This window comes from Sulfidibacter corallicola, assembly GCF_017498545.1.
GTDB classification, from domain to species: Bacteria; Acidobacteriota; Holophagae; order Acanthopleuribacterales; family Acanthopleuribacteraceae; genus Sulfidibacter; species Sulfidibacter corallicola.
This window is the reverse complement of the sequence record NZ_CP071793.1, coordinates 5225887-5240693: the sequence shown is the minus strand read 5'-3', so window position 1 is coordinate 5240693 and position 14807 is coordinate 5225887. Positions and strand designations below refer to the sequence as shown.

Here is a 14807-nt window from a genome sequence, read left to right as displayed (position 1 = left end):
ACCCCTCGACGCGTCTCTCCCCTTCATTCGAGTACCCGAGCGATCCGGCCATTTTCGCCGATCGCCCCCGCTCTTCGTCCCTGGAGAGAAGCCGAACGACCGCACGCGATGGTTTGGTTTTTGCTCTCCGCTTTGTCGAACTCGATGCTTTCAGCTCTCTTTTTGGCGATCTCGTTTCCAACTCTTTGTGTTCCGAACCCTGTAGGCTTTTCTAACAAGGAGACACACATGAAGCGCATTCCCCTTTTACCGGTCACGCGGATCCTCTTTCTCGGACTCTTGTTCCTGCCGTCCTGCGGTGTTTTCGCCGGGGACTTTTCCCAATCTCTGAACGAGGGCCACACGCTGTTGGCCGACAGCCAGAACGAGGCCGCCCTGGCCAAGTTCGAGACCATTCTGGCCAAGTCCCCCAATCATTTACAGGCACAAATCGGCAAAATGGAAGCTCTCGGCAACATGCGTCAAATTCCCAAGATCGACGAGTACGCCAGCAAACAATCCAAGAGCACCGGAACCGACGCACTGGTCGTCGCCGGATACAACAAGGTCTGGAAGCGGGACCTGGCCGGAGCCACCACCGATTTCGAGGCGGCCATCAAGCAGGACGCCAACAATTACATGGCGCACTACCTCCTGGGCTATCTGAAATGGCGCACGCGCAAATACGACGACGCCATCGTCCACCTCCAAAAAACCACGGCCCTCCAAGCGGGCTTCGCCGAGCCCTATTACATCCTCGGCGACATCTACAAGACCAAGGGCGATTCGGACAAGGTCCTCAAATACTGGAATGAATACCTCAAGCGCATCCCCCGTACCGGGCAACGCTACAGTTTCGTGAACAGCACGGTTTTGAAGCTCGGAGGCAATTGACCCTTGCGAAAACGGCTTCTCCAAATCGGGCTCGCCCTGCTGATTCTCATGGCGGCGAGCATCGGCTTCGTGCATACCCCCATCGCGGGTGATCTGCTGCTGTCGGAAATCGCCAAGCAGGCGCGCGCCTTCGGCTGGGAGATCGAGGCGCGTTCCCTACGCCTCGACCTGTTTCGCCTGAGTGCTCGGATCGAAGGGCTTACGGCCAAAGGCAAAGGTCTGCGAGCCTCGCTGGCGGAGGTCGAGGTCGACCTGAACCGCGCCATTTCCGCCAAGCACATCGCGCTCGACGGTTTCGCCCTGACCGGCGGCGAGGTGCGCATCGACCCGGCCCTGTTCGCCGGCGACGAGGCCGCTCCCGCCAAACCCGGAGAACCCGCACCGCTGCCCGAGATCGACATCGCCGAGTTGTCGGTCAAGGACGTTCAGATCCACTATGCCGACACCTCCGTGCCCCTGGATGTGAATGCACGGGACCTTTCGGTCGATTACGATGGGTCCTTGCTCGCGGCCGGTTTCAACCTGCCGCCCATCACCGCCGGGGACCGGAACCTGCCGGGGGCCGCTTTGTCCTTCGCGGCCCGAACCAGCGATTTTTTCACGTATGAAGGCATCGATTTCCAGGTGACGGAAGAGGGTGGCCAGGCTCGACTGAAGGTAACGGGATCGGTCGAACGCGATTTTCAACCGAACCTGGCGTATCATCTCGCGGTCGAACCGGACCTGATCGCACGGCTCACCGCCCAACCCGACGCGGCGCCGGCTCCTTCGCCCCTGGACGGCCTCGCCCCGGTCACGCTGACCGGCCAGCTCGACGGCACCCTGTTGCAGGCCAAATTGGAAACCGCGCTGGACCTTCAAAAAGCGGTGCCCGATGCGGGTCTGGCCGCGGAAACCGTGCCCTTGACTCTCACGGCCAAGGTTCCGTACCGCGAAGCGCGCAAAACCATCCCCGTCACGCTGGATTTGGGCGCGTTCGGCGCCTCCCGGGTGGACCTGGTCCTGACCGACGAGGCCCTCACCGGGGAGTCCCACCTGACCTTGACCGGCATCTCCGGATTGCTGCCCCAATTGGCGACCGTTGGCGAAGTGAAAGTCAAAGGTCACTTCTCGATGCCGCAACTGGATCCCGAGCAATTGGCGGCGACCACCGAACTGGCGGTCAAAGGCCGCACGAGCCTGCAGGCCACCGCCGAGTACCGCGACAAACGCCTGACGTTCGAAGGCGACGGCCGCCTTTCTCCCCGCAGCCGATTCACGTTCTCGGGCAGTCACGACGAGCATCTGACGCTGAAGACGCGCGGCTCCCTGGCCGGCATCCAGGAACTGGCGCCCTTTGCCGCGATTCCACCCGAACTCTGCACCGACACCATCCTCTTTTCGGCCGACCTGGACAACGCCGCGAACACCATGCGGCTCTGCGATACCGAGGTCCACGTGCTCGACCTCCACTACGGCGACCTGTTTCGCGATCACCTGACCCTGACCCTCGACGGCCCGTTCAACCGGCTCGCCGGTCGCCTGCAAACGACCTTCCTCGGTCCCGAACGGCCGGTGCTCGATTTCGTGGCCGACCTGGACGCACAACGGTTCCATCGACTGATGGTCGATATCGACGACCTGGTGGTCCCTCTCGACGGGAACCGTCTGGAAGGCAAGCTGTTCGCCTCCGGCTCGGGGGCCTTCGACAATCTCGACCTCGACGGGGCCACGGAACTCACCCTGTTCGGAGAGGCGGCTTCGCCCCAGGCATCGGTCGACCTTTCCTTCGCACTGGCCGAACGCGCTCTGGCGATCGAAGACCTCCACGGCAACAGCGCTCACGGCATCTTGACCGGCGCGGCCACCGTCGACCTGCGTCCGCTCTTCTCCAGTTCCGGAGGAGGCATGCCGCGTTGGCGGACGGAGGTTCGCGTTCGCACCGAGCCGGTGGAAGGGTATGCCCCGATGTCGCCCGTAGAGCCGCCCCGATTGACACTGGACGCGGCGGGAGACGACCAACTGGTCGTGGTATCGATCGCCCTGCCCGCCCAGACCCTGACCGTCGCGGAAACACAGCTCGACCTGGCCGCGGAGACTCCGGCCCACATCAATCTCGTGCCCAGTCCGCCGCAAGCCGAGGGTGGTTTGCAGCATTTGTCGGTTTCGGGCCTGAGCCTGCGCGACTTTCAGTTTCACTTGGCCAACGATCGGCTCACGGCCTCGACTTCCTACGAATTGGAACGACCCGAACAGCTCCGCGACGCCCTGAAGGAGCAATGGCCCGCCGACCTGGAGATGAACGCGCTTTCCGGGCGCATGAAGGTCGAGAGTGACCTGGGTTTTCAAAACCCCGAAGTTCGGTTCGTGGCGGGCAAGGTCGACGGCTCGTTTCAAAACGAACCCTTCGAAATCACCGAAGCGGCGATTCGCTACGACGGCAGCCTTCGCGCCGAGCCGTTTACGGTGGACTTCGCCGGCATGCAGGTACGGGTGGTGGAAGCGCCTGCCGAACGCACGGAAACCCTGCTGCTGCCCTTCGAGGTCGAGCTGAAGGACGTGGCGCAATTGCGCCGGCTGGCCGGTCCCAATTGGCCCGAAGCCCTGGAACTGGACCGTTTGAACCTATCGGCGATGGTCGTCGGCGACCTGGCCGAACTGACCGCCGGCAGCGAGGAACCGGATCCGCAGCCGCAAGAGCCCGCTCCCGAGGGAGAGACACCCGGGGAGGAGACGCCCGAGGGGCAAACCGAGGGTGCGTCGGCCATGGCGATACCCGACATTCAGTTCACGGTGCACGATCTCTCCGCCTCCTATGCGGGCAAAAGCCTGCACGTTCGCGATCTCACCGGCGCCTACGACGGCACCGTGCGGTTGGAACCCGGCCAGGTGGAAGTGGCCGGTATGCCCTTCGACATCGTGCCCAGGGGCAACGGGTTTCGGGTCGAGACCATCATGTCCGCGGGCGATCTCGATCTCTTCGTTCCGGGTTTCGCCGGCAACGCCGACATCCAAACCCATCTCGACTTTCACAATTCGGCACGAGGTCCGCGGATCGAAGCGGACATCCGCCAACTGGGCGGCAAGCTGGTCTACACCGAGCCTTGGCTCGAGTTCTCCGACCTCCAACTGGGCCTGAAAACCGGTGACGACTGGTCTTTCGAAATCTCCAGGGGCACGGCCAACGTGAACAAGGGCAAGGTCGAGATAAGCGGCAACGGTCGACCGCTGGACCCGCGCGGACCCGACATCCTGTTCGGGGTGAACCTCATCGGCGTCCAACTCCTGGAAGCCGACTACCAGATCGACCTGACCACCTTCCTGGAGTGGCGTTACAGCCCGGATGTCAAGCAACTACAGGGCAGTCTCCGTCTCGACCGCGGCTTCTTCTCCCCCAACCTGGAGCTGTTCTCGCTGCTGCGCGGCACCCTGCAGGGCGGCGAGGAACTGTACTTCCCCGATCCCTTCATGGAAGAGATCGGCCTCGTGCTGGTCGTCCAGGCGACCCAGCCCCTGATCTGGGACACCAGCCTCGGCTATTGGGAAACGGAAATCCCCTCGGTCGTCGTCGGCGGCAACCTGGCCGAGCCGATCGTGCTCGACGGCCAGGTATTCATCAACGAGGGCAGTGTCATCGAGCTGGGCAAAGAGTCCGTCGTGTTCAAGTCCAGCCAGGTCCAGTTCAACGCCGCTCGCGAAAACGACCCCTACCTTCAGGTCTACCTGGACTATGAAACCGAGTCCGGTCACAAACCGATCACCATCAACGGCTACCTGAGCGAGCTGGGTTCCAAGGTGGACGGCACCGACCTGGCCGGCATCATCTCCAACTTCCTGGTGGGCCAGATCTCTTCGCTGATCAGCCTCGAAAGCGAATTCAACGAGACCATTTTCGACAGCAGTTTCACCCTGGTCGTCAGCAAGGCCCTCGATCGCCGGGTCGTGACCCGCTACGCCCTGCCGCTCAACGATACCTCCAGCGAGCAACGGTTCGAATTGCAACTGGGGCCAATGCGCGACTCCTACCTCAATTTCATCAGCGAGGAAGACGAGTTGACGACCGGCTTGCGCCACCAGCGCCATTTCGGGTACCAGGCCGGCACGCGTCCCGAAATCATTCGATCGCGGCGCTTCGTCCCCAAGGACCTGCCGCGCTGGGCCCGACGGGGCTTCCCGCTGCGGGTCGAGGACGAATACACGGCGACTCGCTGGCGCCATTCCGAGGTCGATTTGCGGCGCCGCCTGCGCGAGCGTGGTTATTTGACCCCCGAAATCAGCCACACGTTCGAGAACGGGAGACTGGAAATCCAGGTCACCCAGGGCCCGCACACCGAGATCCGCCTGAACGAGGACAGCTTCGCCGTCAGCGGCTTCCGCTTCGGTAACGACGAACGCAAAGAGGTCCTGCGCCGGTTGGGCCACGGCGATGAAGCCGATCAACGAACCGTGGCCCAGTTGGTGGAGCGCATGGCCGCGTCTCAGGGTTTCCCCTCTTCCCTGGCACGGGTCAGCCACGAGGGCAATCTCTACCTCATCGATCTCTTCACCAGCCAACGCATCGAGGACGTGACGCTGACCTTCGGCGAAGCCGGACCGCTGCTCACCGAGATTGCCAAAGACAAAAAAGCGGCCAAGGCATTTCTCCAGGAATGGCTCAGCTCCGAATCCACCGCGCGAAGTCGGCTGCGGGCCATTCTCGCGGCCAAGGGTTACCTGCGCCCGAGTATCGGCCGCGGCGATTTCGTCGATTTGGAACACTACCGAATTCCCGTCGATCAGGGTCAGCGCGGTGTGCTGGCGGCCGTCAGCAAAAACGGCGAACCGCGCGAGCATCCCCTGGTGGGCAAACCCTTCGAGTTCGGATTTATGGAGCGCATCGCCAAGGATTTCTTCGGCGACAAGACCGTCAAGCTGCGCCCACGCGCGGAAGAGGGCAACGTGACGCTGGACGTGATTTACAAGGAGGCACCGGAACCACAGTACGACCAATTGGTGGTCAAGGGGACGGGCCGTGTCAGCGAGAAGCGGGTGCGCGATTTCGTGGGGTTCGAGCCGGGTTTCTCCCACAAGAAGCTGGTGGACGCCCAGACACGGCTGAACGAAACCGGCGCCTACCGCATGGTGCGACTGGAAACGCTGGGCCGTACCGCGACCCTGGACCTTCGCGAGCGGAACCGCTTCAGCGCGGGCATGGAAGTCACCTACAACGAAGAGAACGAGTTCGGGTACGCCGTGCAGGCCTTCGACAAGATGCTGTTCAAGCGATTGGACCAGCTTTCGGTACGCGCCGAACAGACCAACCGCGAAGAACAGGCGCTGCTGCGCCTGCGGTTCCGCCGCATTTTCCGGCTCCCGGTCGACGTCCAGTTCGGCTTGGGGTGGACCAACGAGCGCGAGCCCAGCGAACAGGTCATCCAGGAGTTCGAACCCTTCGGCCAGACCGAGGTGAACAGCCAGTTCCAGGAATCGCGCGAGGCCAGCGTGGAGGCGATCTACAGCCTCACCGAGACACAGTCGCTCAACGCCGGCCTGACGTTCCGCCTGAACCGGCTCACCTTTGTCGACGAGCTCTACGAGGTACCGTTCGACGTGCCGCTGAGCACCGACCCCCAGTACCTCGTGGCGACCGAGGAGTCCACGCTCGACACCAAGCTGCTGCCAATCCGGGTGGGCTGGGTCTACCAGGACCTGGACAACAAGGTCAAACCGCGCGACGGCATGCTGCTCTCGGTCGGGGTGGACCACTCGATCGACGGGTTCGGCACCGATTCGGCCGTGGCGGGCACGCGCCTGCTGGGCAAGATGAGCCTGTTCCGTTCCTGGGAGAAATGGCAGTGGACGCATCGCCTGGAAGCGGGCGGCGTGTATCAAGACACCCCCTCGGAGGCGCGCCAGGAGGGCAACGACGAGGATCTCGTCTTTTTCCTGGGCGGTTCCACCAACCTGCGCGGTTTCAACCAGAACTTCGCGGGACCGATCTTCGTGCGCGTGATCGGCGGCTCGACCACGGACCCAGAAACGGGCGAGCCCTCGCCCCCGGAGTACGGCGCAGCGGGTGGCCGTTCGATGTTCTTCATGAGCGAGGAGCTGACCTACCACACCAATTGGTACTGGATCGAGCTTTCCAGCTTCGTCGATACGGGTTGGGTATGGCAGGACTACCAGGACTTCCTGCGCAAGGACATGGTCGTGACGGGCGGTTTCGGGTTGGGCATCGATTCGCCGATCGGGTATTTCCGGCTCGATTGGGCGCGGCCGATCATGGACGACGCACTCGACGACGTGGTGAGCGGTTTGGACTCGGACCAGGATCGCGCGGTGGCGCGAGAAACGGCGCTACAGGAGTTCACGTTCCGGTTCGGCCGAGTCTTCTGAGGTTCGAAGTGCGTACACCGGCAGATCCCGCATCCCCAAGAGTGGCGCAAGGCCTGTAGGTGGAGCAGCTTGCTCCACCAATCGAAGCGACTCACGCCACCCAAAAGGACGATGTCAAAGAGCGCAGCACACCATCTCCGCACGATCGCCCACCATTAAACACGATATCTTGCATGCGATAGTATTTCCATTGGAGACCCGGCAAAACGCATGCAGTTCGTACTTTTGCGCATTTTGCTGATATCGTTTGACTTGTTTCGTTTGGTAGTGCAGGCTGCCTAACCGGCCCTGCTCCACTTACAGGCATCACGGCTCTCTCGCTGTTTCGGTACTTCCTGCTTTCCTACTTCGGCATGGGTGCTTGGCCAACCACGCGCTTCGCTCTTTGGCGTCATTCTCCGACGTCGCTTGAATTGCTTCGATTGGTGGAGCAGGCTGCTCCACCTACAGGCCTTGCGCCACACTTTGGGATGCGGGATCTGCCGGGGTACGTGCTTCGAAATGTCGGCCCAGCGGGCCAATCTACAGGCGCGCCGAACCTCTGTTGATGCGGTAACTCCGGGCGGGGGTACCGCGATGAAAGGGAACGGCGGGGATGAGCGCTTCGCTCATCGACACAAATTCAGGTCGAAGCCGTCGTCACTTGAATGGAGCCCGGTCGACGCACCGCGACAAAGCGGGGTGGTACCCCTCGCGATTTCGGTCTATGATGGGGGCATTCTCCTCCACCATTCCCTGCCGCGAAATCGGCTCACTACGGTGCCTCGCGCGACGCACCCTTGATATCGGAAGTTCCCCATGCCGACGATCATAGTCGAAGATTTGGCCAAGCTCCGTTCGAACAGCTCCATCGAGGGCCTCACCCAATCGTTTCTTCACCACCTCAAGTACTCGCTCGGCCTCAACGGCCAGGAAGTCACCACCCTCGATCAGTATCTGGCCGTGTCGCAGATGACCCGCGACCGGATGATCGATCTCATGGTGGAAACCGAAAAGCGCTATGCAGATGCGAACGCCAAACGGCTCTGCTACCTGTCGATGGAATTCCTGATGGGGCGCTCGCTGGGGAACAACCTGCACAACCTGGGCATCTTCGACCAGACCCAGGAGATGCTGAAAAACCTGGGCGCCGACCTGGAGGAGGTCCGCGAAAGCGAAGTCGACGCGGCGCTCGGCAACGGCGGCCTGGGCCGGCTGGCGGCCTGCTTCCTGGATTCGTTGGCGACCCTGGGCATGCCGGGTTACGGGTACGGCATCAACTACGAATACGGCCTGTTCAAACAGGAGATGAGCAACGGGCACCAAACCGAAAAGCCGGACCACTGGCAGGAGGACGGTTCGCCCTGGCTGATCGAACGCCCCGACGAAGCCTGTCTGATCCCCGTCTACGGCTACATCGAACACGCCACCGATCGCACCGGCGAGTACAACCCGATGTGGATGGGTTGGAACATTTTGGTGGGCATCCCCCACGACATGCCGATCGTCGGCTACGGCGCCAAGACGGTCAATTACCTGCGCCTCTACTCCGCCCAATCCTCCAGCGATTTCGACATGGAGATCTTCAACGAGGGCGACTACTTCAAAGCCGTGGAACAGAAGATCAAATCAGAAACGATCTCCAAGGTGCTGTACCCCAAGGACAGCTTCGAAGCGGGCCGCGAATTGCGCCTCGTCCAGGAGTACTTTTTCACCGCTTGCGCCCTGCGCGACATCACGCGTACCTTCGAACGCAGCGGCCAATCCTACGATCACTTCCACGAAAAGACCGCGATCCAACTTAACGACACCCACCCCTCGCTGGCCATCGCCGAGTTGATGCGCATTCTGGTGGACGAGAAGCAGTTCACCTGGGAACGCGCCTGGCACATCACCCAACGCACCTTCGCCTTCACCAACCACACCCTGCTTCCCGAGGCCATGGAAAAATGGCCGGTGCCCCTGTTCGAACGGGTGCTGCCGCGCCATCTCCAGGTCATCTTCGAGATCAACCGCCGCTTCCTCAAAAAGGTGGCTTCCATCTGGCCCGGCGACCCCGATCGCCAGGCGCGCATGTCGATCATCGAAGAGGGCCCGCAGAAACAGGTACGCATGGCACATCTCTCGATGGTGGGCAGCCATTCGGTCAACGGCGTCGCGGAGCTGCACTCCAAATTGCTGAAAACCAAGGTGGTGACCGACTTCCACGAAATGTGGCCCGAGCGGTTCAACAACAAGACGAACGGGGTCACCCAGCGGCGTTGGCTCCTGAAGGCGAATCCCGGGCTCGCCGATCTGATCACGAAAAAGATCGGCGATGACTGGATCGTCGACGCCACCAAGTTGAAGGACCTGGAACCGTTCGCCGAGGACCCGGACTTTCAATCGGCATTCCGCAAGATCAAGCTGCGCAACAAGGAGAAGCTGGCCCAGGTCATCTACGACACAACCCGGTACCGGGTCGATCCGGAATCGCTGTTCGACATTCAGGCCAAGCGCATCCACGAGTACAAGCGCCAATTGCTCAACATCATGCACATCGTCCACCAGTACCTGTGCATCGTGGAGGACGGCGAAGACCTGGTCGTGCCGCGCACCTACATCTTCGCCGGTAAGGCCGCGCCCGGGTACTGGGCCGCCAAGCAGTACATCAAACTGATCAACAACATCGCCAAGGTCATCAACAACGATCCGCGCACCCGCGATCAGATTCGCGTCGTCTTCGTGCCCAACTACCGCGTGTCCCTCGCCGAAGTCATGATCCCGGCGGCCGACCTCAGCGAACAGATCTCCACCGCCGGGAAAGAGGCTTCCGGGACCGGCAACATGAAGTTCGCCATGAACGGGGCCCTGACCATCGGCACCCTCGACGGCGCCAACATCGAGATTCGCGAGGAGGTCGGCGAGGAAAACATCATCATCTTCGGGCTCAAGGCCGAGGAGATTTACCACATGCGCGCCACCCAGAGTTACGATCCCTGGGATTTCTTCCGTCGCAACACCCGGATTCGCAGGGTCATGGAGAGCTTCAACACCGACCTCTTCTGTGCCGAGGAACCGGGCATGTTCCGCTGGATCTTCCAGACGATTCTCGACCAGGGCGACGAGTACTTCCATCTCGCCGACCTGCAATCCTACATCGACGCCCATCGACGTGCGGCTCGCGAGTACGCGCGCCCGGATCTCTGGACCCGCAAGGCGATCCTGAACGTGGCGCGGATCGGCAAGTTCTCGAGCGACCGCACCATCAAGCAGTACGCCGAGGAAATCTGGAACATCAAGGGCCACTGACCGAGGCCCAGGAGTTTCGCACCACTGTCCCCAAACATCGAGAGATTCGTCGTCCCCGGTAGGGGCACCAGGGGCGGTAAGCCCGCCGGATGAACATTTCGAAGCAATCAATGCGAGGAGTTCCCGCATCCCGAGAGGGTCGTCGTGCCCGGTAGGTCCATCGGCCCGATGGACATTTCGAAGCAATCAATGCGAGGAGTTCCCGCATCCCGAGAGGGTCGTCGTGCCCGGTAGGTCCATCGGCTCGATGGACATTTCGAAGCAATCAATGCGAGGAGTTCCCGCAAACCGAGAGGGTCGTCGTGCCCGGTAGGTCCATCGGCCCGATGGACATTTCGAAGCAATCAATGCGAGGAGTTCCCGCATCCCGAGAGGGTCGTCGTGCCCGGTAGGTCCATCGGCTCGAGGGACATTTCGAACCGACCCACACGAGGAGTGCCCGCAAACCGAGAGGGTCGGCGCGGCAGTAGGTTGGTCAGGGGCGGTAAGCCGGCTCGGCCGACACTTCGAAGCTGCCCAGGCTTCGCCAGATAGAGCGATAAAAGAGCGAAGCAGATAAGTCGGGCCTCTCGCTCTCTCGATAATCGATTTCGATCTGTATTAGGTCGCTTCGATTGGTGGAGCAAGCTGCTCCACCTACAGGCCTTATACCCCTCTCCAGATGCGGAAGCTTTGAGATTGGTTACTTCGAAGAGTCGGCCCGGCGGGCCAACCTACAGCGGCGACACCCCGCTCGTGAATGCGGGAACTCCCAATCGAATCACTTCGATTCGTTACCCACCTGAAACCCAGGCCCCAGGCCAGAGCAACGGCTCCGTGGTGAAAATCAGCGGTCACCGCCGAGTGGGATGGAAAACGATCTTTTGGGCGAAGGTCCAGCCGAATCCGAGACCGCACTTGTTGCCGATCGAATCGCTCCGCTTGGGTGCTATACTGCCAGGATGGCGACGCGGCGGATGCCGCGTCTCCGCAATGTCTAACGAGCGGGATATGGTCGAAACCACGCGTTACATGACCACGGAGGTCATCGCGGCCCTTCGTCGCGAAATCGAGGAGAACCGAGGGGCCGAATTGTTTGCCGTGCTCCGCCGGGGCGAAGGCGAGCAACAGTTCACCCAGGTGAGCATCGTGTGCCGCGGCACCCACACCGAGGTTCCCGCCCTGATCAGCCGCACCCAGGCCGGCGACATGACGGTCCACAACCATCCCAGCGGCGTGCTTCAGCCGTCCCGGGCGGATATGGCGATGGCCACCCTCTTCGGCGAGGAAGGCGTCGGCTCGATGATCGTCAACAACGAGGTGAGCCACTGCATCGTGGTCGCCGAACCGGCCGCGGACCAGAAGAAGGTCGATGTGGCCACCGACGAGGTCGCCGCGATCCTGGGTCCCGAAGGCGCGCTTTCCCGCAAGCTGCCGAACTACGAGTCTCGCGAGGGCCAGGTCGCCATGGCGACGTCCGTGGCCAAGGCGCTCAACGAGGAACACATTTTGTCGGTCGAGGCCGGCACCGGAACCGGCAAGAGCCTGGCCTATCTGATCCCCGCCATGTTGTGGAGCAAGCACAACCGCGACCGCATCGTCATCGCCACCAAGACCATCGCGCTCCAGGAGCAGTTGGTCAACAAGGACATCCCCCTGGCCCAGAGCGTAATCCCCGATCCGCCCCGCGCCGCGCTGATCAAGGGTCGCGGCAACTACGTCTGCCTGCGCAAGATGGCCGACGTCCGCTCCCACCAGATGGCGCTGTTCACCGACGAGGAACGCGACATCCAGCGCGAAGTGGAGGACCTGGCCGCCTGGGTCGAGGAAACCGGCAAGGGCGATCTCGCCGATCTGCCGTTCATGCCCTCGCGCGAATCCTGGGACCTCATTCGATCCGACGCGGACATGTGCCTTGGCGCCAAGTGTCCCTTTTTCCAGCGGGCTCCTTTCTACGAATCGCGCCGGCGCGCCGCCCAATCGCGCATCCTGGTCGTCAACCAGGCCCTGCTGTTCGCCGATCTGGCCGTGCGCCAACAATCCGACAATTACAAGACCGCGGCGGTCATGCCCTCCTACGGACACGTGATCCTCGACGAGGCCCACAGCATGGAGGACATCGCCACCGATCACTTCGGCAACAAGGTCTCGTCGCTGGGCCTGCGATTCCTGCTCGCCAAATTCTTCAGCAACAACCGCGGCAGTAAAGGCGTGCTGAGCCGCCTGCTCAACGTGGCCGTGGATGGCGCCGCCAACCTTGCCCGCGTGCTGGGCGACGAATTGCTGCCCGAGTACACCGTCATTCAGGACGAGGTCGTGCAACAGATTCACGCCCTCAGCCGCGCCTTGCACAATCAATTCAATCCCGAGGGCAAGCGCAACGTCCTGCTGTGGCTGCGCAACGAGATCCTCGGCAGCGGCGAACTGGACGAAGCCAAGGCGGAAGCCGCCAGGCTCATGGAGTTGCTGCACCGCCTGATGCTGGTCGTCAAGAACGTCCGTACCCATCTGGAAAACCAGTCCGAGGCCTTCCTCGATCAACACCAGGGCATCTGCATCGAGCTGGCGGCTCGCATGAGTCGGGTGGAAGATACGCTCAGTACCCTGAAGTATTTCGCCATTCGTCAGGATCCCAACCACGTGCCCTGGCTGGAATTGAAAATTTCCCGGCGTTTCGAGGAATTCGAATACCGCGTCTCGCCGCTCGACGTGAGCGGCACCCTGCGCGAAGCCCTGTTTCAGCCCTTCAAATCGGTGGTCATGACCTCGGCCACCTTGGACCTCAAGGACGAGTTCCGCTTTTTCACCAACCGCAACGGGCTGGCCAAGCTGGAGGACAAGAAACAGATCACCCAGTCCTTCGCGTCACCGTTCGACTACGCCCGCCAGGCCGGCCTGTGCCTGGTCCGGATGAGCTCCGGGCCGACCCACCCGGCATTCGCGGACGATCTGGCGGGGCTGATCCTGAAAACTGCGCTGAGCCCCTTTCCGGGCGGAACCCTGGTCCTGTTCACCGCTTACGCCCAAATGAACATCGTGGCCCGCACCCTCGAACAGCCTCTGGCCCAGGCGGGTGTCGCGCTCTTGGTTCAAGGTCGCGAGCAGCGCTCGGTGTTGGTGGAAAAAATCAAAAAGAATCACGGTGTGTTGCTGGGAACCGATTCGTTTTGGGAAGGGATCGATCTGCCGGGCCATGCCTTGACCAAGGTCATCATCGCCAAATTGCCGTTCCGGCAAATGCGCGACCCGATCTTCGAGGCACGCTGCACGGCCATCGAGGCCGACGGCCGCTCGTCCTTCAGTGAGTACTCCCTGCCGCTGGCGCTGCTGAAATTCAAACAGGGCGTCGGACGGCTGATTCGCACCAAGGAGGATCGCGGGGTGCTGATCATCGCCGACAACCGCATTCTCAACAAGGGTTACGGCAAGAGGTTTCTTTCGCTGGTCGACGCGTATCCGCGCTGGGAACTGACGCAGGCCCAATTGGTGGCCCAGCTCCACGGTGAGCAGGAAGTGAGAGGTCGGGGATGAAGGGTCTACCGGGACCGACACCCGACTCCATGGCCGACGATCCACGGTCCGGCGCGCCCGGATCCAGTTTGACGCGACTCGACGAGACGTCGATCGGCCCTCCCAGGTCGGAACCACCGCGACCTGTCGATCCCGAGCGCGGGATTCCGGGATCCGACACCGATGCGGCGGAGTTCATCGCGGAAGCCGCTTCCCCCCGGTTCGTTCCCTACGACACCTTCTCCATCTACTTACACGGTCGCTACTACGCCACGCTCTCCATGCTGCCCTGGCTGGTGCTCATGATGCTCCTGTTCTTCGGCGCCGCCTTCCTGCTGGTCATGATGTTCCTTCAAGATCCCTTCCAGAGCTTTCGCATCACCTTGATGCCCCTGTTGATGGGTGTCGCCGTGTTGAGCCCGTTACTGGTCATCATCCTGTTCATGATTCGCTGGCACGGCAAGCGCCGCCTGGACTTCACCGAGGAGGGCGTCAGCCTGGTGGCGCCCAACGGACGCGCCATCTTCGTGCCGTGGCAACACCTGCACGCGGTGGAACTGCGCTTCAACATGCCCAAGCTGGTCACCTGTACCCTGGTCACCCCGATCACCAACTTTTCCTTCACCAACCTCGAGTTCAATCTGGAAGGCCGGGTCCCACTCGACAAAATATCCGAGAAGGGTTTTGATTTGGTGAAGTTGCGCGACTTTTTATACTATCTACACCGGGTGGCGCCCAAACTTCAGTGGCGGTTGGGCGAAAGTTTCCAGCAGCGATTCAAGGTCTATTACCCACCCTACGATTTGGAGAAGATGAAATAA

The 14807-nt window shown here is 61.7% G+C and carries 5 protein-coding genes; all 5 read left to right on the top strand.

The genetic code is table 11. The annotated features are described in order from the left end of the window. Positions 1-228: 228 nt before the first annotated feature. The 5 genes from J3U87_RS15695 to J3U87_RS15675 all read left to right on the top strand — a co-directional run bounded on the left by J3U87_RS15695 (position 229) and on the right by J3U87_RS15675 (position 14807). Positions 229-873 carry a tetratricopeptide repeat protein gene (locus J3U87_RS15695; RefSeq protein WP_237383999.1) on the top strand — a complete coding sequence of 215 codons (645 nt, stop codon included), beginning with the start codon at positions 229-231 and terminating at the stop codon, positions 871-873. A gap of 3 nt (positions 874-876) precedes the next feature. Continuing rightward, the gene (locus J3U87_RS15690) at positions 877-7227 is read left to right on the top strand and encodes a BamA/TamA family outer membrane protein (RefSeq protein ID WP_237383998.1); all 6351 of its coding nucleotides are present in this window, start codon (positions 877-879) and stop codon (positions 7225-7227) included. Positions 7228-8025: 798 nt separating this feature from the next. Beyond that, complete coding sequence (locus J3U87_RS15685) at positions 8026-10497, top strand: glycogen/starch/alpha-glucan phosphorylase (RefSeq protein WP_237383997.1); 2472 nt, start codon at positions 8026-8028, stop codon at positions 10495-10497. Positions 10498-11487: 990 nt separating this feature from the next. Beyond that, a complete protein-coding gene (locus tag J3U87_RS15680) occupies positions 11488-14007 on the top strand; it encodes a helicase C-terminal domain-containing protein (RefSeq protein WP_237383996.1) in 2520 nt (839 codons plus the stop codon). Beyond that, positions 14004-14807, top strand: a complete 804-nt coding sequence (locus tag J3U87_RS15675; protein ID WP_237383995.1) for a hypothetical protein — start codon at positions 14004-14006, stop codon at positions 14805-14807. The genes J3U87_RS15680 and J3U87_RS15675 overlap by 4 nt, the downstream gene beginning before the upstream one ends.